The 18,480-nt window shown below is 60.2% G+C and carries 17 protein-coding genes; 10 read left to right on the forward strand and 7 right to left on the reverse strand.

Going from position 1 to position 18,480, the window contains the following annotated elements:
* Window position 1 precedes the first annotated feature (1 nt).
* Together efeO and efeU are read right to left on the reverse strand one after the other, a co-directional pair.
* Entirely contained in the window at window positions 2-1,129 is a 1,128-nt protein-coding gene (gene efeO / locus QFI97_RS18150; protein WP_346431735.1) for an iron uptake system protein EfeO, read from the reverse strand.
* Between the two features lie 50 nt (window positions 1,130-1,179).
* Window positions 1,180-2,019: an iron uptake transporter permease EfeU gene (gene efeU / locus QFI97_RS18155; RefSeq protein ID WP_331835561.1), complete on the reverse strand. Its 840-nt coding sequence runs from the start codon at window positions 2,017-2,019 to the stop codon at window positions 1,180-1,182.
* A 273-nt stretch (window positions 2,020-2,292) separates the two neighbouring features.
* Here efeU and QFI97_RS18160 point away from each other — a divergent pair, with 273 nt between their 5' ends.
* Window positions 2,293-3,477, forward strand: coding sequence for a NupC/NupG family nucleoside CNT transporter (locus QFI97_RS18160; RefSeq protein WP_095096256.1), 1,185 nt, complete (start codon window positions 2,293-2,295; stop codon window positions 3,475-3,477).
* Between the two features lie 76 nt (window positions 3,478-3,553).
* Here the strand turns inward: QFI97_RS18160 and QFI97_RS18165 are convergent, their stop codons facing one another.
* Entirely contained in the window at window positions 3,554-3,988 is a 435-nt protein-coding gene (locus QFI97_RS18165) for a DUF3574 domain-containing protein (RefSeq protein WP_331835562.1), read from the reverse strand.
* A 157-nt stretch (window positions 3,989-4,145) separates the two neighbouring features.
* Complete coding sequence (gene putP / locus QFI97_RS18170) at window positions 4,146-5,654, reverse strand: sodium/proline symporter PutP (protein ID WP_095096248.1); 1,509 nt, start codon at window positions 5,652-5,654, stop codon at window positions 4,146-4,148.
* A gap of 482 nt (window positions 5,655-6,136) precedes the next feature.
* Here putP and putA point away from each other — a divergent pair, with 482 nt between their 5' ends.
* Window positions 6,137-10,099 (forward strand): trifunctional transcriptional regulator/proline dehydrogenase/L-glutamate gamma-semialdehyde dehydrogenase, encoded by a 3,963-nt coding sequence (gene putA, locus QFI97_RS18175; RefSeq protein ID WP_346431736.1) that lies wholly within the window; start codon window positions 6,137-6,139, stop codon window positions 10,097-10,099.
* Window positions 10,100-10,247: 148 nt separating this feature from the next.
* Window positions 10,248-10,643, forward strand: a complete 396-nt coding sequence (locus tag QFI97_RS18180) for a lysozyme inhibitor LprI family protein (protein ID WP_346431737.1) — start codon at window positions 10,248-10,250, stop codon at window positions 10,641-10,643.
* Here the strand turns inward: QFI97_RS18180 and rutR are convergent.
* On the reverse strand, window positions 10,640-11,278 hold the full coding sequence (gene rutR / locus QFI97_RS18185) for an HTH-type transcriptional regulator RutR (protein ID WP_095096235.1): 639 nt from the start codon (window positions 11,276-11,278) through the stop codon (window positions 10,640-10,642). The genes QFI97_RS18180 and rutR overlap by 4 nt on opposite strands.
* A gap of 285 nt (window positions 11,279-11,563) precedes the next feature.
* Here rutR and rutA point away from each other — a divergent pair, with 285 nt between their 5' ends.
* The 7 genes from rutA to rutG are packed head-to-tail and all read left to right on the forward strand — an operon-like array spanning window position 11,564 to window position 16,982.
* Window positions 11,564-12,655 carry a pyrimidine utilization protein A gene (gene rutA / locus QFI97_RS18190; RefSeq protein ID WP_095098047.1) on the forward strand — a complete coding sequence of 364 codons (1,092 nt, stop codon included), beginning with the start codon at window positions 11,564-11,566 and terminating at the stop codon, window positions 12,653-12,655.
* Window positions 12,655-13,365 carry a pyrimidine utilization protein B gene (gene rutB / locus QFI97_RS18195; RefSeq protein ID WP_327204209.1) on the forward strand — a complete coding sequence of 237 codons (711 nt, stop codon included), beginning with the start codon at window positions 12,655-12,657 and terminating at the stop codon, window positions 13,363-13,365. The genes rutA and rutB overlap by 1 nt, the downstream gene beginning before the upstream one ends.
* Window positions 13,358-13,753, forward strand: a complete 396-nt coding sequence (gene rutC, locus QFI97_RS18200) for a pyrimidine utilization protein C (RefSeq protein WP_095096230.1) — start codon at window positions 13,358-13,360, stop codon at window positions 13,751-13,753. Before rutB ends, rutC begins: the two co-directional genes overlap by 8 nt.
* A complete protein-coding gene (gene rutD, locus QFI97_RS18205) occupies window positions 13,750-14,550 on the forward strand; it encodes a pyrimidine utilization protein D (protein WP_331835565.1) in 801 nt (266 codons plus the stop codon). Before rutC ends, rutD begins: the two co-directional genes overlap by 4 nt.
* Complete coding sequence (locus QFI97_RS18210) at window positions 14,547-15,137, forward strand: malonic semialdehyde reductase (RefSeq protein WP_095096225.1); 591 nt, start codon at window positions 14,547-14,549, stop codon at window positions 15,135-15,137. The genes rutD and QFI97_RS18210 overlap by 4 nt, the downstream gene beginning before the upstream one ends.
* Before the next feature lie 9 nt (window positions 15,138-15,146).
* Window positions 15,147-15,641: an NADH-dependent FMN reductase RutF gene (gene rutF / locus QFI97_RS18215; RefSeq protein WP_346431738.1), complete on the forward strand. Its 495-nt coding sequence runs from the start codon at window positions 15,147-15,149 to the stop codon at window positions 15,639-15,641.
* 21 nt (window positions 15,642-15,662) lie between these two features.
* Window positions 15,663-16,982 carry a pyrimidine utilization transport protein G gene (rutG, locus tag QFI97_RS18220; protein WP_346431739.1) on the forward strand — a complete coding sequence of 440 codons (1,320 nt, stop codon included), beginning with the start codon at window positions 15,663-15,665 and terminating at the stop codon, window positions 16,980-16,982.
* Between the two features lie 35 nt (window positions 16,983-17,017).
* Here rutG and QFI97_RS18225 read toward each other — a convergent pair whose 3' ends face one another.
* The gene (locus QFI97_RS18225) at window positions 17,018-17,959 is read right to left on the reverse strand and encodes a DMT family transporter (protein WP_346431740.1); all 942 of its coding nucleotides are present in this window, start codon (window positions 17,957-17,959) and stop codon (window positions 17,018-17,020) included.
* A 171-nt stretch (window positions 17,960-18,130) separates the two neighbouring features.
* Window positions 18,131-18,304, reverse strand: a complete 174-nt coding sequence (locus tag QFI97_RS18230; RefSeq protein ID WP_041144912.1) for a con-10 family general stress protein — start codon at window positions 18,302-18,304, stop codon at window positions 18,131-18,133.
* Window positions 18,305-18,480: the final 176 nt, after the last annotated feature.

An 18,480-nucleotide genomic window follows, 5' to 3' on the forward strand; every position in this document is an offset into this window, starting at 1 on the left:
CTTAGTCCAGACCCAGGATCCCGCGCAGCTGAGCCAGATCTTCCGCCAGGGTGGTGATCGGGCCTTTCAGCGCATTACGATCCGCATCAGTTAGTTTGTCATACGTTTCATAGCCGTCTTTGGTGCGATACTTCGCGAGAATAGCGTCAACTTTCTTGAAGTTAGCGTCAACTTTCGCCAGCAGCGCGCCGTTCTCTTTTTGCAGCTGCGGACGCAGCAGATCGACAATTTTCTGCGCGCCGTCAACGTTGGCCTGGAAATCCCACAGGTCGGTGTGGCTGTAGCGATCTTCTTCCCCGCTGATTTTGCTGGCGGCCACTTCTTCAATCAGGCCCGCAGCGCCGCCCACCACTTTAGACGGCGGGAACGCCAGCTCGCTGATGCGTTTTTGCAGCTCCAGCACGTCGGTGTTCAGACGGTCGGCGTAGCTCTCCATGCCCTTGGTGCTGTTGTCGCCAAACAGGGCTTTTTCCAGACGGTGGAAGCCGGTGAATTTCGGATCTTCCGCTTTCTTCTCATAATCGTCTTCACGGGCATCAATGCTGCCGTCAAGATCGGAGAACAGCTCGGCGATCGGTTCGATACGTTCGTAGTGCTGACGCGTCGGGGCATACAGCGCTTTCGCTTTTTCGATATCGCCCGCTTTCACCGCGTCGGTGAAGGCCTTCGTGCCGGTAACCAGCTGGGCAGTTTCCGCCGTGACGTAGGCTTTATAGGCGGTAATCGCTTCGCCGAGGCTCAGCAGCGCATCGGCTTTCGCCGAGTCTTTGGTGGCCGCGCCGGTGACAATTAACTTACCTTTCGGGTTGGTCAACAGGCCGCAGGTCATGTCGTATTCGCCCGGCTGCAGGTTAGCCGTCAGCTTTTGCGTAAAGCCCGGCGCAATGTTTTCACGCTCTTCCACCACCATCACGCCTTTGAGGATCTCCCACTCCAGCGCCTTCTGACTGTGGTTCTGAATGATAAACTGCGTTTTACCCGCTTTCACGGTCACGTTCATCGGTTCACACTGCTTGTCATTAACGGTCACTTTTACCTGCGGAATATCCGCAGCCTGGGCGTAGAAGGCGGAGCTGAACAACGCTGCGACGGCAAGCTGCAGCGCATTACGGCGAAAATGAGTCATCATGATCATCCCTTTCGATAAGTATGTGGTCACTATTTACACCTGCGGGCGCCCTACTTAAGCGGAGCGGTACGCGAGGCTGCTGGATTGCTACGCGGCGGCAGCGCAAACAGCACCAGCGCCGGAATCAAATAGATAAAGTACACCGCCACTTCGCTGACGGTCGGCGCTTCCTGATAGCCGAAGATCCCTTCAAGCAGCGTACCGAACAGGCTGTGCGTCGACAGCACGCCGCTCAGATCGAACGCCACGTCCTGGAAGTGGTTCCACAGCCCGGCCTCGTGAAAGGCGCGAATGGCGCCGGCAGCAAGGCCCGCGGCGACCAGCAGGATGAACAGGCTGGTCCACTTGAAGAACGCGCCGAGATTAAGGCGGATGCCGCCCCAGTACAGCAGGAAACCGAGGACGACGGCGGTGGCGAGGCCAAGCATCGCGCCCAGCGGCGGCCAGATACCGACATCCTGCTGGAACGCCGCCAGCAGGAAAAATACCGACTCCAGGCCTTCGCGCGCCACGGCAAAAAAGACCATCATCACCAGCGCCCAGCCGTGGTTATTGCCGCGCTGCAGGGCGTTATCCACCGCCTGCTCCAGCTGCTGCTTCACGTTACGCGACACCTTGCGCATCCAGAACACCATCCAGGTCAGGATACAGACCGCGACCAGCGCCACGATGCCCTCAAACAGCTCCTGTTCACGCTGCGGGAATTCGCCGGTTGTTTCGTTGATAAAGATCCCCAGCCCGAGGCACAGCGCCGCCGCGAGGATGACCCCAATCCACATTACGCCAATCCAGTTTCCACGCTGAGTGCGTTTCAGATAGCTGGCGATCAGGCTGACAATCAGCGCTGCTTCCAGGCCTTCACGTAACATGATGAGAAATGGAACAAACATGCCAACATCCTTAAATGTGAGCCGCGGTCAACGGATGCAAAGATAGGTAAATATTTCTGATAGTGATTATCATTACAATAATCAGAAACACAAGTGAAATGTGTAGAGAATGATGACGAGTTGTAAATTAATCGCTGTTAAATAATTACTTAGGAAAGTATTCGCCTGCGCCAGCGGCGGCGGGCAGGATCGGCGGTTTTTTCGCGGCAGATATTTACCGGGCGTAGCGACTGTGGCTAAATAGCGGCCTTATTTACCTGCGAAAAGAATAATATGACACAGTTTTTACACTTCCTGCTGGCGCTGGTGGTTATCCTCGGCCTTGCCTGGCTTGCCAGCTATGACCGACAAAAAATCCGCATTCGCTATATTATCCAGTTAATTGTTATTGAAATTGCGCTGGCATTCTTTTTTCTCCACGCCGAAAGCGGCCTGTGGGTAGTTAAAAATATCTCCGGCTTTTTCACCTCATTACTCGGTTTTGCCGCTGAAGGCACCAGTTTTGTATTTGGCGGCATGAGTGAAAAAGGCCTGGCCTTTATTTTCCTCGGCGTGCTGTGCCCGATCGTCTTTATCTCGGCGCTGATTGGCATTCTCCAGCACTGGCGCATTCTGCCCATTTTTATTCGCGTCATCGGCACCCTGCTGTCAAAAGTCAACGGCATGGGTAAGCTCGAGTCCTTTAACGCCGTCAGCTCGCTGATCCTCGGGCAGTCGGAAAACTTCATTGCCTATAAAGGCGTGCTCGGCGATCTCTCCTCTCGTCGTCTGTTCACCATGGCCGCCACCGCGATGTCGACGGTATCGCTGTCGATCGTCGGCGCGTATATGAGCATGCTGGACGCGAAATACGTCGTCGCGGCGCTGATCCTCAATATGTTCAGCACCTTTATTGTGCTGTCAATTATTAACCCGACGCGACCGGGCAGCGAAGAAGAGATTAAGCTGGAGAAGCTGCATGAATCGCAGAGCTTCTTTGAAATGCTCGGCGAATATATTCTGGCTGGCTTCAAAGTGGCGATGATTATTCTGGCGATGCTGATCGGCTTTATTGCCTTAATCAGCGCCATCAACGCCCTCTTCGCTACGGTATTTGGCCTCAGCTTCCAGCAGATTCTGGGCTACGTCTTTTATCCGCTGGCGTGGCTGATTGGTATTCCGCTAAGCGATGCGCTGAACGCCGGGAGTATTATGGCGACCAAGCTGGTAGCCAACGAATTTGTCGCGATGATCGAGCTGCAGAAAATTGCTGCCGGCATGACGCCGCGCGGGCTGGGTATTCTGTCGGTATTCCTGGTCTCTTTTGCTAACTTTGCCTCTATTGGCATTATCGCCGGCGCGATTAAAGGGCTTAATGAGCCGCAGGGGAATACGGTTTCCCGCTTCGGCCTGCGCCTGGTCTACGGCGCGACGCTGGTAAGCCTGCTCTCCGCCAGCTTCGCCGGGCTGGTGCTGTAAGCCAGGCGCACGCTGCGAATATCAGCATTCTGAAGGCGGGGCTATGCCCCGCCTTTTATTTAGAAACAAACGTTATTCAGAAATGGACGCAAACCTGCCGATCGACGCGCATCACTGACTCCTGGGCGAAGCGCGACTTGTAGAGCGTGCGCAGCGCTTCAATCCCCTCTTCGCTCTTCGCATCTTTACCGTGGATCAACATCAGCGCCTTGCTCTGCTCGCGCGCAACGGTACCGTCATTCCCCAGCCACTGGCCGCGGGCGTCAAACACCGTCAAGCCATCGCGAAAGCGCGGGGTGACATCGCGGTCAACAAACCGCTGCCACTCCTCGGCGGAGATATCTTTACCCGCCGGTCGGCTGAGGCCGAAGTACAGCGTGGTTTGCTCCATCGTATTGTCCGCCGGGCAGGCCGCGGCAGCCGGCGCTGAGACGGTCGTTTTGCTCGGCGCCACGCAGCCGCCAAGCAGCCCTGCCAGAACCAACGCCATCGCACCCTGTCTGAAAGTCATATTGCTATCCTCATTGTTATTTGTGCTGAGATATCAGCGTATTTTCAGAGAATTAGCAAGAGGGTTCCTGCCCGCATCGGCACTGGCTGAGGCGGGTCGGCGGCGGTAAGCCGCACAAAAAAGCCCGCCAGAGGCGGGCTTTAGCAGGAGGGAAAGGTTACTCTGCGGTCGCAGGTACCGGCGGCGCGGAGTGATAGTGCGCGTCGGCCTCGGCAAAACGCTGCTGCATCGTTGCCGAAGGCGCTTTGCCCAGCAGGCTGAAGACCACGATCCCGAGGCTGCCAAAGATAAAGCCAGGGATAATTTCGTACAGTTCCACCCAGCCAAACTGTTTCCAGCCGATGACGGTCAGCGCGCCGATAACCATTCCGGCCAGCGCGCCGTTGCGCGTCATGCGTGACCACATCACCGAGAACAGCACTACCGGACCGAAGGCGGCGCCGAAGCCCGCCCAGGCATAGCTCACCAGGCCCAGCACGCGGTTATCCGGATTTGCCGCCAGCGCGATGGCAATCAGCGCCACCACCAGCACCATCATCCGACCAACCCACACCAGCTCGGTCTGGCCGGCGTTCTTACGCAGAAATGCCTTATACAAATCCTCGGTAATCGCGCTGGAGCAGACCAGCAGCTGGCAGCTCAGGGTTGACATCACCGCGGCCAGAATCGCCGACAGCAGGATCCCGGCAATCCACGGGTTAAACAGGATTTGCGCCAGTTCAATAAAGACGCGCTCGGAGTTCTGATTTACCGCCCCAGCCAGCGCCGGATTGTTGTTAAACCACGCGATGCCGAAGAAGCCAACCGCCACGGCACCCGCCAGGCAGAAGATCATCCAGGTCATGCTGATACGGCGAGCGTGCACGATGCTGTGATGGGAGTCCGCTGCCATAAAGCGTGCCAGAATATGCGGTTGACCAAAGTAGCCGAGGCCCCAGCCCATCAGCGAGATAATGGCGACGAAATTAAGCCCTTTCAGCATATCAACGTTCTCAATGCTCTTTTGCTTAATCACCTCCAGCGAATCGCCGAAACCGCCGACGGAAATAATCACCATTACCGGCGTCAGGATCAGCGCGAAGATCATCAGGCTGGCCTGTACGGTATCGGTCCAGCTTACCGCGAGGAACCCTCCGACGAAGGTATAAATAATCGTCGCGGCGGCACCGGCCCACAGCGCCGTTTCGTAGCTCATGCCAAAGGTGCTTTCAAACAGACGCGCGCCGGCAACAATGCCGGAGGCGCAATAAATAGTGAAGAACAGCAAAATAACCAGCGCGGAGATAATACGCAGCACCCGGCTTTTATCTTCAAAACGGCCGGTGAAATAGTCCGGCAGGGTCAGCGCGTTATTATTCACCTCGGTATGAACGCGCAGACGACCGGCCACCAGCTTCCAGTTAATCCACGCCCCCAGCGTCAGGCCGATGGCAATCCAGCTCTCGGAAATGCCGGAAAGGAATATTGCCCCCGGCAGCCCCATCAGCAGCCAACCGCTCATATCCGAGGCCCCGGCAGACAGCGCGGTCACGAATGGACCGAGGCTCCGCCCGCCCAGAATATAATCATCGAAGTTCTTCGTCGATCGCCAGGCAATAAACCCGATCAGTACCATGCCAAATATATAAACCGTAAAAGTCACCAACATCGGGGTGCTAATAGCCATGCAAATCTCCAGAATTTTTTTGTCGACAGCGTCCAGATTTGTCGTTTATTCCACTACCGGAACGGGGTAATGGCACAATGGTTGTATTGGGCGACCGTATCCTGACGGAAGCTGCGTTTTTTCACAAACGATTTAACACAGCATTTACACTAATTCCGCCAATGACCAAACTTCATTTTGTTATAGGTTGCACTTCCTCACGTTTTTATTGGTTGCACCTGGTAAAACTGTTAACTGACGCAGATAAATACGCCATTAAATAAAGGTTAAATTGTCGCTAATCCCGCCATTAAATTTAACAACAAAGGCATTTTTCAGCCTGGTCCACAAGTTGTGATTAACAAGGTTGCACAAAGTTGCAACATAGTAGATATTCCTACGCAACCGCATAACCGCACAGAAGCTCAATCCGCCGAATCATGCCGCCGCCAGGCGGGCCGGGTAATGGCTGAAGCGAATGACCAATAACAGGAGTTCATGACATGGGCACCACCACCATGGGCGTTAAACTTGACGAAGCCACGCGCGAACGCATCAAGTCCGCCGCCAGCCGTATCGACCGCACGCCGCACTGGCTGATCAAGCAGGCGATTTTCAACTATCTGGAAAAGCTGGAGAATGACGAATCGCTGCCAGAGCTTCCGGCGCTGCTCTCCGGCGCGGCCAACGAAAGCGACGAATCGGGTCCTTTGACCGAGGAGCCGTACCAGCCGTTCCTTGAATTTGCCGAGCAGATCCTGCCCCAGTCGGTGGCGCGGGCGGACATTACCGCAGCGTATCGCCGCGCCGAAACCGACGCCGTACCGATGCTCCTCGAACAGGCCCGCCTGCCGCAGCCGCTGAACGAACAGGCGCATAAGCTGGCCTGGAAGCTGGCGGAAAAGTTACGCAATCAAAAAACCGCCAGCGGGCGCGCCGGAATGGTGCAGAGCCTGCTGCAGGAGTTTTCCCTCTCCTCACAGGAGGGCGTGGCGCTGATGTGCCTCGCGGAAGCGCTGCTGCGTATTCCGGATAAAGCCACCCGCGACGCCCTTATTCGCGACAAGATCAGCAACGGTAACTGGCAGTCGCATATCGGCCGCAGCCCGTCGCTGTTCGTAAACGCCGCCACCTGGGGGCTGCTGTTTACCGGCAAACTGGTCTCCACCCACAATGAAACCAGCCTGTCGCGCTCGCTGAACCGAATCATTGGTAAAAGCGGCGAGCCGCTGATTCGCAAAGGCGTCGATATGGCGATGCGCCTGATGGGCGAGCAGTTCGTCACCGGCGAAACCATCGCCGAAGCGCTGGCCAACGCCCGGAAGCTCGAAGAGAAGGGCTTCCGCTACTCCTACGATATGCTCGGGGAAGCGGCGCTGACCGCCGCCGACGCCCAGGCCTATATGGTCTCCTACCAGCAGGCTATCCACGCGATCGGCAAAGCCTCCAACGGCCGCGGCATCTATGAAGGCCCGGGGATCTCCATCAAGCTCTCCGCCCTGCACCCGCGCTACAGCCGCGCGCAGTACGATCGGGTGATGGATGAGCTCTATCCGCGCCTGAAGTCGCTAACCCTGCTGGCGCGCCAGTACGATATCGGCATTAATATCGACGCCGAAGAGGCCGATCGCCTGGAGATCTCTCTCGACCTGCTGGAGAAGCTGTGCTTTGAGCCGGAGCTGGCGGGCTGGAACGGGATCGGCTTCGTTATTCAGGCCTATCAGAAGCGCTGTCCGTTCGTGATTGACTCGCTGATCGATCTCGCCACCCGCAGCCGCCGTCGTCTGATGATCCGCCTGGTCAAGGGCGCCTACTGGGATAGCGAAATCAAGCGCGCGCAGATGGACGGCCTGGAAGGCTATCCGGTTTATACCCGCAAGGTTTACACCGACGTCTCCTATCTCGCCTGCGCGAAAAAGCTGCTGACGGTGCCGAACCTGATCTATCCGCAGTTCGCCACCCATAACGCCCACACCCTGGCGGCTATTTACCAGTTGGCGGGGCAAAACTATTATCCGGGTCAGTACGAATTCCAGTGCCTGCACGGCATGGGCGAGCCGCTGTATGAGCAGGTGGTAGGCAAAGTGGCCGACGGTAAGCTTAACCGCCCGTGCCGAATCTATGCCCCGGTCGGCACCCACGAAACCCTGCTGGCCTACCTGGTACGCCGCCTGCTGGAGAACGGCGCCAACACCTCCTTCGTCAACCGCATCGCCGATACCAGCCTGCCGCTTGACGAGCTGGTCGCCGACCCGGTCAGCGCGGTCGAGAAGCTGGCGCAGCAGGAAGGCCAGGCCGGCCTGCCGCATCCGAAAATTCCGCTGCCGCGCGATCTCTATGGTCAGGGCCGCAGCAACTCGGCGGGACTGGATCTGGCGAACGAACACCGCCTCGCCTCCCTCTCCTCCTCTTTACTCAACAGCGCCCTGCATAAGTGGCAGGCTCTGCCGATGCTGGAGCATCCGGTCGTCGAAGGCGAGCTGCAGGCGATCGTCAACCCTGCGGAACCGAAAGATATCGTCGGCCACGGACGCGAAGCCAGCGACGAAGAGGTACAGCAGGCGCTGACCAGCGCGGTCAACTGCGCGCCGATCTGGTTCGCCACGCCGCCGCAGGAGCGCGCGGCAATCCTCGAACGCGCGGCGATCTTAATGGAAGGCCAAACGCAAACGCTTATCGGGATTCTGGTACGCGAAGCGGGTAAAACCTTCAGCAACGCCATCGCCGAAGTTCGTGAAGCGGTCGATTTCCTGCACTACTACGCCGGTCAGGTTCGCGACGACTTTGATAATGAAACCCACCGTCCGCTGGGGCCGGTGGTGTGCATCAGCCCATGGAACTTCCCGCTGGCGATCTTCACCGGCCAGATTGCCGCCGCGCTGGCCGCGGGCAACAGCGTGCTGGCGAAACCCGCCGAGCAGACGCCGCTGATCGCCGCTCAGGGCGTGGCGATTCTGCTGGAGGCCGGCGTCCCGCCGGGCGTTATCCAGCTGCTGCCGGGCCGCGGGGAAACCGTCGGCGCGGCGCTCACCGGCGACCAGCGCGTGCGTGGGGTGATGTTTACCGGCTCAACCGAGGTCGCGACTTTACTGCAGCGCAATATCGCCAGCCGCCTTGACGCCCAGGGGCGTCCGACGCCGCTGATTGCCGAAACCGGCGGCATGAACGCCATGATTGTCGACTCTTCCGCGCTTACCGAGCAGGTGGTGGTTGACGTGCTGGCTTCCGCCTTCGATAGCGCCGGCCAGCGCTGCTCCGCGCTGCGGGTGCTCTGTCTGCAGGAGGAAATCGCCGACCATACGCTGACCATGCTGCGTGGCGCAATGGGCGAATGCCGGATGGGCAACCCGGGCCGCCTGACCACCGATATCGGCCCGGTGATTGATGCCGAAGCCAAAGAGAATATCGAGCGGCATATTCAGACGCTGCGCGCCAAGGGCCGCAACGTCTTCCAGGCGGTGCGCGAGAACAGCGACGACGCGCGCGAATGGCAGAGCGGGACCTTCGTTCCGCCGACGCTTATCGAACTCGACAGCTTTGACGAACTGAAAAAAGAGGTCTTTGGCCCGGTCCTGCACGTGGTGCGCTATAACCGCAACGCGCTGGATCGGCTGGTTGAGCAGATCAACGCTTCCGGCTATGGCCTGACGCTCGGGGTCCATACCCGCATCGACGAAACCATCGCCCAGGTCACCGGCAGCGCAAAAGTCGGCAACCTGTACGTCAACCGAAATATGGTGGGCGCGGTGGTTGGCGTCCAGCCGTTCGGCGGCGAAGGCCTGTCGGGAACCGGCCCGAAAGCGGGCGGCCCGCTGTATCTGTACCGCCTGCTCTCAAGCCGTCCGCAGAACGCCGTCGGCGCAACCCTCGCCCGCCAGGACGCTGAACGTCCGCTGGACGCCCAGCTGAAAACCCTGCTGGAAAAACCGCTGGTCGCGCTACAGCAGTGGGCCGCAGGCCGGCCGGAGCTGCAGACGCTGTGCCAGCAGTATAGCGAACAGGCGCAGGCCGGCACCCAGCGTGTGCTGCCGGGGCCGACAGGTGAGCGCAACACCCTGACCTTCATTCCCCGCGATCGCGTGCTGTGCGTGGCGGATAATGAACAGGATGCGCTGACCCAGCTGGCGGCGGTCGCCGCCGTCGGCTGCGAGATCCTGTGGCCGGATAACGCCCTGCATCGCGAACTGGCGAAGAAGCTGCCGCGCGAAGTCAGCGAGCGCATCCACTTCGCCAAAGAGACCGATCTGACCGCCCAGGCCTTCGACGCGGTGATTTACCACGGCGATTCCGATCAGCTGCGCGAGCTGTGCGAACAGGTGGCGGCGCGGGACGGGGCGATTGTTTCGGTACAGGGATTCGCCCGCGGCGAAACCAACCTGCTGCTGGAGCGCCTCTATATCGAGCGCTCGCTCAGCGTCAATACCGCCGCGGCGGGCGGCAACGCCAGCCTGATGACCATCGGCTAAGGCCGATCCCCGAGGCGGCGTCCGGCAGCGGTTCGGGCAAAACCGTAGCCCGCCGCCGGGGGATCGCGGACCGGATGACAGCAGGCCAAAGCTGTGGTTAATTAAGGCTCCCGGACGGGGGCCTTTTTTTATGTATGGGAGTGGAACAATGAAACGCACTTTACTCGCGCTTGCCGCCCTGCTGGCAAGCGGGCAGGCGCTGGCGGACGAATGCGCTAACGCCAACAATCAGATGGAGATGAACCAGTGCACGGCGGCGCAGTATCAGGCGGCCGATGGCAAGCTCAACCAGACCTATCAGCAGGCGCTGAAACGTGCCTCAGGCAACCAGCTGACGCTGCTGAAAAAATCCCAGCTGGCGTGGATCGCGCTGCGCGATGCCGACTGCGCGTTTTTGGCCTCCGGAGCCGAAGGCGGCACCATCCAGCCGACGCTGATCAACCAGTGCATGACGGACAAAACCGTGGAGCGCGAATCGTACCTCTCTTCGCTGCTGCAGTGCGAAGATGGCGATCAGAGCTGCCCGCTGCCGCCGGCCAACTAGCGCACCCGGATCCCTTCAACGATCATCCGCTGAACGTTCTCCACGGTTTGCTGAAAGAACGCTTCATCACGTAGCGTTGCGCCGGTCACCGCCTCAATCTGGGTGGCAAAATCGGCGTAATGCTGCGTGGTGGCCCAGATCATAAAGATCAGGTGCTGGGGATCGACCGGCGCCAGCTTGCCGCTTTCGACCCAGCCGGAAACGATCGCCGACTTTTCATCCACCAGCGCTTTCAGATCGCCGGTCAGCTCTCCCATCAGCAGCGGCGCGCCCTGCAGCATCTCCAGGCAGAACAGTTTAGACGCCTGCGGATGGTCGCGGGAGACTTCCAGCTTCAGGCGGATGTACTCGCGGATCGCCACCAGCGGGCTGATATCTTCGCGAAAGGCCTTCAGCGGCGCCAGCCAGATGGTGAGGATCTGCTGCAAAACGGCAACGTACAGCGCCTCTTTCGACGGGTAGTAGTAAAGCAAATTGGTTTTCGATACCCCGGACAGCTCCGCAACCTGCTCAAGCCGCGTGCCGTGAATGCCAAATTGCGAAAACGCGTCCAGCGCGGCGGCGAGGATAGCCTCTTTTTTTGCGCTCACCGCCAGTGAACGCTTGCCGTTTTTTTTCTCGGCGCCCTGTGCCATTCGTTATCTCCTTCTTTCACCGCCATCAGCATAGCAAAAGCCCATCGCCGACACGACCTTCTGCACCCCAATTGCGCATGACTGCCGTTTTTTCGTGCACTGATTTTGACCATTTAGTCTACTTTTCTCGACATCATATCCGGCAACCATTAAGCAACACATTAATAACATTGGCTTTTGTAAAACTGGCATCACCTTTGCTTTAGCCTGTTAGCGAGGTGGCTCAGGGAGATGCAGGATGCAGCGCCGCACGCCTTCTTGTTTAACGACCGCATTGAGGTGCATATGAAAATTGGTGTCTTCGTTCCGATTGGCAATAACGGCTGGCTGATTTCCACCCATGCCCCGCAGTACATGCCGACGTTTGAGCTGAATAAAGCGATTGTGCAGAAAGCCGAGCATTACAACTTTGACTTCGCGCTGTCGATGATCAAGCTGCGCGGTTTTGGCGGCAAAACCGAATTCTGGGATCACAATCTCGAATCCTTCACCCTGATGGCGGGCCTGGCGGCGGTGACTTCGCGGATCCAAATCTACGCCACCGCCGCCACCCTGACCCTGCCTCCGGCCATCGTCGCCCGGATGGCCTCCACCATTGACTCGATTTCCGGCGGCCGCTTCGGCGTCAACCTGGTTACCGGCTGGCAAAAACCAGAATACGAGCAGATGGGGATCTGGCCGGGTGACGACTATTTCGCCAGCCGCTACGACTATCTCAGCGAATATGTCCAGGTGCTGCGCGACCTGTGGGGCACCGGGCAGAGCGACTTTAAGGGCGACTACTTCACGATGAACGACTGCCGCGTCAGCCCGCAGCCGTCGCAGCCGATGAAGGTTATCTGCGCCGGGCAAAGCGATGCCGGTATGGCCTTCTCCGCCCAGTACGCCGACTACAACTTCTGCTTCGGCAAAGGGGTCAACACTCCGGCCGCCTTCGCCCCGACCGCCGCGCGCATGATGCAGGCGGCGGAAAAAACCGGCCGCGACGTCGGCTCGTACGTGCTGTTTATGGTTATCGCCGACGAAACGGATGAAGCCGCGCGCGCGAAATGGGAGCACTACAAAGCCGGCGCCGACGAAGACGCGCTGGCGTGGCTGACCGAGCAGAGCCAGAAGGATACCCGCTCCGGTAGCGATACCAACGTCCGCCAGATGGCCGACCCCACCTCAGCGGTCAATATCAACATGGGCACTCTCGTCGGCTCTTACGCCAGCGTCGCCCGCATGCTCGATGAAGTCGCCGCGGTCCCCGGTACCGACGGCGTGCTGCTGACCTTTGATGATTTCCTCTCCGGAATTGACGCCTTCGGCGAGCGCATTCAGCCGCTGATGCGCTGCCGCGACCATATTGCCACCGCTACTCGCGAGGTTGCCTGATGATTACCCTTCCCGCTCGCCCGGAATCCTTGACCTTCGCGGCGCAAAACAGCGCGCTGATCGTGGTTGATATGCAAAACGCCTATGCAAGCCAGGGCGGCTATCTCGATCTGGCCGGTTTTGACGTCTCCGCCACCCGGCCGGTTATCGACAACATCAACACCGCCGTCGCCGCCGCCCGCGCCGCCGGGATGCTGATTATCTGGTTTCAGAACGGCTGGGACGACCAGTACATGGAGGCCGGCGGCCCCGGCTCGCCCAATTACCATAAATCCAACGCCCTGAAGACCATGCGCAGCCGTCCTGAGCTGCAGGGCAAGCTGCTGGCTAAAGGCGGCTGGGACTACCAGCTGGTCGATGAGCTTAAGCCGCAGCCGGGCGACGTGGTGCTGCCGAAACCGCGCTACAGCGGCTTCTACAACACCCAGCTGGACAGCATTTTGCGCAGCCGCGGCGTTCGCCACCTGGTGTTCACCGGCATCGCCACCAACGTCTGCGTGGAGTCCACCCTGCGCGACGGCTTCTTCCTCGAATATTTCGGCATCGTGCTGGAAGACGCTACCCATCAGGCCGGACCGGCCTTCGCTCAGCAGGCGGCGCTGTTCAATATTGAGACCTTCTTTGGCTGGGTCAGCGACGTCGCCAGCTTCTGCGATGCCCTGCAGCCCGCCAGCCCCATCCCGTTCCCGGAGGAGAAACGTTATGCCTAAACAGGTCATTATTCCACCCGGCACCACCACGCCGATCGCCCCTTTCGTACCCGGCACGCTGGCCGATGGCGTAGTGTATGTCTCCGGTACGCTGCCGTTCGATAAGCAAAACAACGTGGTCCACATCGGCGACCCAAAGGCGCAAACCCGTCACGTTCTGGAGACCATCCGCAGCGTTATCGAAACGGCGGGGGGCAGTATGGAGGATGTGACCTTCAACAGCATTTTTATCACCGACTGGAAAAACTACGCCGCGATTAACGAAGTCTACGCCGAGTTTTTCCCCGGCGATAAGCCGGCGCGGTTCTGCATTCAATGCGGTTTGGTGAAGCCCGAGGCGCTGGTGGAGATCGCCACGGTGGCGCATATCGGGAAACCTGCGCCATGAAGCTGAATATCGCCCCTGCGCCTTACGAGGGCGCCCCGGTTGTGGTGCTGAGCGCCGGGCTGGGCGGCGCGGGCAGCTACTGGACCGCGCAGCGCGCGCCGCTGGCAGCGCGATACCAGCTGGTGACCTATGACCAGAACGGCACCGGCGAAAACGCCGGCCCGCTGCCCGCCGCCTACAGCATGGCGACTATGGCCCAGGAGCTGTGGCAGGCGCTGGAGAAGGCCGGAATTACGCGCTTCGCGCTGGTGGGCCATGCGCTGGGAGGATTGATCGGCCTGCAGCTGGCGCTGGACAAACCCCGGGCGGTCAGCGCGCTGGTGCTGGTCAACGCCTGGCTGACGCTATCGACCCACACCCGCCGCTGCTTCCAGGTGCGCGAGCGCCTGCTGCATACCGGCGGCGCCCAGGCGTGGGTGGAAGCGCAGCCGCTGTTCCTCTATCCGGCGGAGTGGATGGCCGCGCGCGCGCCGCGGCTGGAGGCGGAGGATGCCCTCGCGCTCAGCCATTTTCAGGGTAAGGACAATCTGCTGAAGCGGCTACAGGCGCTGAAGCAGGCTGACTTCTCCCGGCAGGCCGCGGCGGTGACCTGTCCGACCCTGATGATCAGCGCCCATGACGATCTGCTGGTGCCCGCCTCCTGCTCGCGCTCGCTGCAGGCCGCAATCCCCGGCAGTCAGCTGGTGGAGATGGCCTGGGGAGGCCATGCTTGTAACGTCACCGATACCGAGACCTTCAACCCCATTTTATGCGACGGGCTTGCCGCGATGCTGCCCGCCGGCCAGGAGAGTTTATGAGTGAGAGTATTAGCCAAAGCGCGTGCGAAACGCTGTTCAGCCACGCCAGGACCCACAGCGGCTGGCTGGATAAGCCGGTAGCCGACAGCCTGCTGGAGGAAATTTACGCGCTGATGAAAATGGGCCCGACCTCGGCCAACTGCTCTCCGGCGCGGATCGTTTTTGTCCGCACCCCGGAGGGCAAAGAGAAGCTGCGCCCGACGCTCTCCAGCGGCAACGTGGAAAAAACCCTCCGCGCGCCGGTCACCGCCATCGTGGCGTGGGACAGCGCCTTTTACGATCGCCTGCCGGAGCTGTTTCCCCACGGCGACGCCCGCAGCTGGTTTACCTCCAGCCCCCAGCTCGCCGAGGAGACCGCGTTCCGCAACAGCTCGCTGCAGGCGGCCTATCTGATTTTCGCCTGCCGCGCGCTCGGTCTGGATACCGGGCCGATGTCGGGATTCGATCGGGAAAAGGTCGATGCGGCGTTCTTTGCCGACAGCGGATGGAAGAGCAACCTGTTGATTAACATCGGCTATGGCGATGAGACAAAGCTCTACGATCGCCTGCCGCGTCTCTCCTTTGACGATGCCTGCCGGCTGGCATAAGGAGCCTCCATGCCTATAGCGGATAAACAAAGCTTTCGCGACGCCATGGCCCAGGTCGGCGCCGCGGTTAACATTATTACCACCGACGGCCCGGCGGGCCGGGCCGGCTTTACCGCCAGCGCGGTGTGCAGCGTGACCGACGAGCCGCCGACGCTGCTGGTTTGCCTGAACCGCTCCGCCTCGGTCTGGCCGACCTTTAGCCAGCATCAAACGCTGTGCGTCAATACGCTGGCGGCGGGACAGGAGCCGTTGTCCAATCTGTTTGGCGGTAAAACGCCGATGGCGGAGCGCTTCGCCGCCGCCGAATGGCAGCCCGGCGTCACCGGCTGCCCGCGCCTGAACGATGCCCTGGCGAGCTTCGACTGCCGCATCAGCCAGGTCGTCAGCGTCGGCAGCCACGACATTCTGTTCTGCGAGGTCGCCGCCATCGTTAAGCATCCGCAGCCGCGCGGGCTGATGTGGTTCGACCGCGGCTATCACACGCTTATGCGCCCAGCCTGTTAACCTTGAACCCGGGATATCATCATGGCACTTTTCGATTTTCCTCGCTGGCAGTTGACCTCCCCCTCCGCCGCTTCCGGCGTGGTGGCCCCAGATGAACGCCTCTCCGTCGGGCAAACCGTGGTCATGGGCGTGCAGCACGCGGTCGCGATGTTCGGCGCCACCGTGCTAATGCCGATACTGATGGGGCTCGACCCCAACCTGTCGATCCTGATGTCCGGCATTGGCACCCTGCTGTTCTTCCTGGTGACCGGCGGCCGGGTGCCGAGCTATCTGGGCTCCAGCGCGGCCTTTGTCGGCGTGGTCATTGCCGTCACCGGCTTTAACGGCCAGGGGCTGAACCCGCATCTGGACGTCGCCCTCGGCGGGATTATCGTCTGCGGCCTGCTCTATACCCTGATTGGCCTGGTGGTGATGAAAGCCGGCACCCGCTGGATTGAACGCCTGATGCCGCCGGTGGTCACCGGCGCGGTGGTGATGGCGATTGGCCTGAACCTCGCGCCGATTGCGGTGCGCAGCGTTTCAGCGACGCCGTTTGACGGCTGGATGGCGGTGCTGACCGTGCTGTGCATCGGCCTCGTGGCGGTCTTCACCAGCGGAATGCTCCAGCGGCTGCTGATCCTCGTCGGCCTGATTGTGGCCTGCGTGCTCTACGCGCTGCTGGCAAACGGCCTCGGGCTGGGCAAGCCGCTCGATCTTTCTCTGCTGGAACAGGCCGCGTGGTTTGGTCTCCCCCACTTCACCTCCCCGACCTTTAACGGTCAGGCGATGATGCTGATTGCGCCCGTGGCGGTGATTCTGGTCGCTGAGAACCTCGGCCATCTGAAGGCCGTAGCCGGAATGACCGGGCGCAATATGGACCCCTATATGGGCCGGGCGTTCGTCGGCGACGGGTTGGCGACGATGCTTTCCGGCGCCGTCGGCGGCAGCGGCGTCACCACCTATGCGGAGAATATCGGGGTAATGGCGGTCACCAAAGTCTACTCGACGCTGGTGTTCGTTGCCGCCGCGCTGATTGCCGTCCTGCTCGGGTTTTCGCCCAAGTTTGGCGCGCTGATCCACACCATTCCCGGGCCGGTAATCGGCGGGGCCTCGATTGTGGTATTTGGTTTGATTGCGGTGGCCGGGGCGCGGATCTGGGTGCAGAACCGCGTCGATCTGAGCCAGAACGGGAACCTGATTATGGTGGCGGTGACGCTGGTGCTCGGCGCCGGTGATTTTGCCCTCTCGCTGGGCGGCTTCACCCTGGGGGGGATCGGCACCGCGACCTTTGGCGCCATTCTCCTGCACGCTCTGCTTAGCCGCCGCGCGCGGGTAGCGGAAGAACCTAACGCCACGGTGTAGACCGGGCTTTCCCGGTCGCGCCATGCCGACCGGAACTACGGGTCCGGACGCTCCGCCAGCTCGGACAGCGCCTTGACCTCTGCCGGGGCCTCCTGTACATCGGAGGCCCTTTTTCGCTTCAGCTTCAGCTCGCTCACCAGAACGCCGGCCAGAATAAAGGCGCAGCCTACCAGCGCCAGTAGCGGCAAGCGCTCGCCGGCAATGCGGCCAAAAATGCCCGCCCACACCGGCTCGCCGGTATAAATAAGCGTCGCTCTGGTCGGCGACACGCTGCGCTGCGCCCAGTTCATGGTGACCTGAATAATGGCGCTGAAAATACCCAACCCCAGCGCGACGCCCAGCAGCCCCGGCGACATCGGGGGAATCGCTTCCCCTGCCGGCACCATCGCCGCAAAAGCCACCAGCGACGCGGTTGCCAGCTGCACCACCGTCACCCGCCGGACGTCCACCTTCCCGGCCCAGGCGCTGATTAAGATAATCTCCGCGGCGATCGCCAGCGCGCTGGCGAGGGTGATCGCTTCGCCGACGCCGAGCGCCAGCAGATTATTTTCCGGCCCGGCCAGCAGGATCAGGCCCGTAAATGCCAGCACCACGCCCAGGCAGGACATCACTCCCGGCATTTTCCCAAGGCACAGCCACTGCAGCAGCGGCACCAGCGGAACGTACATGGCGGTAATAAATGCCGACTTGCTGCTGGAGATCGACTGCAGGCCCCAGGTTTGCAGGCTGTACCCCAGCGCAATGGATACGCCGATCGCCAAGCCGGCCTTCAGCTCAAGCCACGTCAGCCCGCGCAGGACGCGAAGCGATAGCAGGGCAACCGCCAGCGCCGCGGTCGCAAAACGAACGCCGACAAAAAAGAACGGCCCGCTGAGCGTCACGGCATACTGCACGGCAAGGAAGGTACCGCCCCAGAACATGGTGATCACGATGAGGATCGCTTCCTGGGGTTTAATGGAGAATTTGAACGAAGACATAGCGCGGCCGGTAACGATAGATAGCCAGCTAGTGTGCAATTAGCCGGCCGCGAGCGCAACCGTTGGCGATAAAAAAACCGCCGGCAGCTGCCGGCGGCGAGGGCGATGCGGAGGGTACCGGGGAGATTAACCCCGCATCATAAACGGTCGACAAACATCATCCGCGATGAATCAGCTATGACGATTGCCGTGACTATTTTTGCCCCCTTTTTTGCCCGCATCAGAGGCGCGCTGGGGATCGTTTTTAAAGTTCCCCCCGCTGTGCTGACCACCTTTACGACCTGCTTCTGATGCTCTTTCACGATCCTCGGCGAAGTTGCCGGAACCGCCACGATGGTTTGCCATCACTGACCTCCACTTGGTTAGACATCATACTGCATTACGCGCGATACGCAGCCGCAGCGTCTGCGGCCTATGGCATCACCATTATCGTATCGCGTGCCTTTAAGCGTAGCGAACGAAACTCATTCATCTCGCCAATAGTAACATCCTGCAACAGCTTTCGACTTTGCAGACATATT

This window comes from Klebsiella scottii (assembly GCF_036561945.1).
GTDB classification, from domain to species: domain Bacteria; phylum Pseudomonadota; class Gammaproteobacteria; order Enterobacterales; family Enterobacteriaceae; genus Klebsiella; species Klebsiella scottii.

Bases quoted from the DNA above. Each gene is read 5' to 3' on its own strand.
- rutA (WP_095098047.1), top strand. From the start codon at position 11,564: ATGAAAATTGGTGTCTTCGTTCCGATTGGCAATAACGGCTGGCTGATT.
- rutC (WP_095096230.1), top strand. From the start codon at position 13,358: ATGCCTAAACAGGTCATTATTCCACCCGGCACCACCACGCCGATCGCC.
- QFI97_RS18165 (WP_331835562.1), bottom strand. From the start codon at position 3,988: ATGACTTTCAGACAGGGTGCGATGGCGTTGGTTCTGGCAGGGCTGCTT.
- QFI97_RS18180 (WP_346431737.1), top strand. From the start codon at position 10,248: ATGAAACGCACTTTACTCGCGCTTGCCGCCCTGCTGGCAAGCGGGCAG.
- QFI97_RS18230 (WP_041144912.1), bottom strand. From the start codon at position 18,304: ATGGCAAACCATCGTGGCGGTTCCGGCAACTTCGCCGAGGATCGTGAA.
- putA (WP_346431736.1), top strand. From the start codon at position 6,137: ATGGGCACCACCACCATGGGCGTTAAACTTGACGAAGCCACGCGCGAA.
- rutB (WP_327204209.1), top strand. From the start codon at position 12,655: ATGATTACCCTTCCCGCTCGCCCGGAATCCTTGACCTTCGCGGCGCAA.
- rutD (WP_331835565.1), top strand. From the start codon at position 13,750: ATGAAGCTGAATATCGCCCCTGCGCCTTACGAGGGCGCCCCGGTTGTG.
- QFI97_RS18210 (WP_095096225.1), top strand. From the start codon at position 14,547: ATGAGTGAGAGTATTAGCCAAAGCGCGTGCGAAACGCTGTTCAGCCAC.
- QFI97_RS18225 (WP_346431740.1), bottom strand. From the start codon at position 17,959: ATGTCTTCGTTCAAATTCTCCATTAAACCCCAGGAAGCGATCCTCATC.
- rutF (WP_346431738.1), top strand. From the start codon at position 15,147: ATGCCTATAGCGGATAAACAAAGCTTTCGCGACGCCATGGCCCAGGTC.
- rutG (WP_346431739.1), top strand. From the start codon at position 15,663: ATGGCACTTTTCGATTTTCCTCGCTGGCAGTTGACCTCCCCCTCCGCC.
- efeO (WP_346431735.1), bottom strand. From the start codon at position 1,129: ATGATGACTCATTTTCGCCGTAATGCGCTGCAGCTTGCCGTCGCAGCG.
- efeU (WP_331835561.1), bottom strand. From the start codon at position 2,019: ATGTTTGTTCCATTTCTCATCATGTTACGTGAAGGCCTGGAAGCAGCG.
- putP (WP_095096248.1), bottom strand. From the start codon at position 5,654: ATGGCTATTAGCACCCCGATGTTGGTGACTTTTACGGTTTATATATTT.
- QFI97_RS18160 (WP_095096256.1), top strand. From the start codon at position 2,293: ATGACACAGTTTTTACACTTCCTGCTGGCGCTGGTGGTTATCCTCGGC.
- rutR (WP_095096235.1), bottom strand. From the start codon at position 11,278: ATGGCACAGGGCGCCGAGAAAAAAAACGGCAAGCGTTCACTGGCGGTG.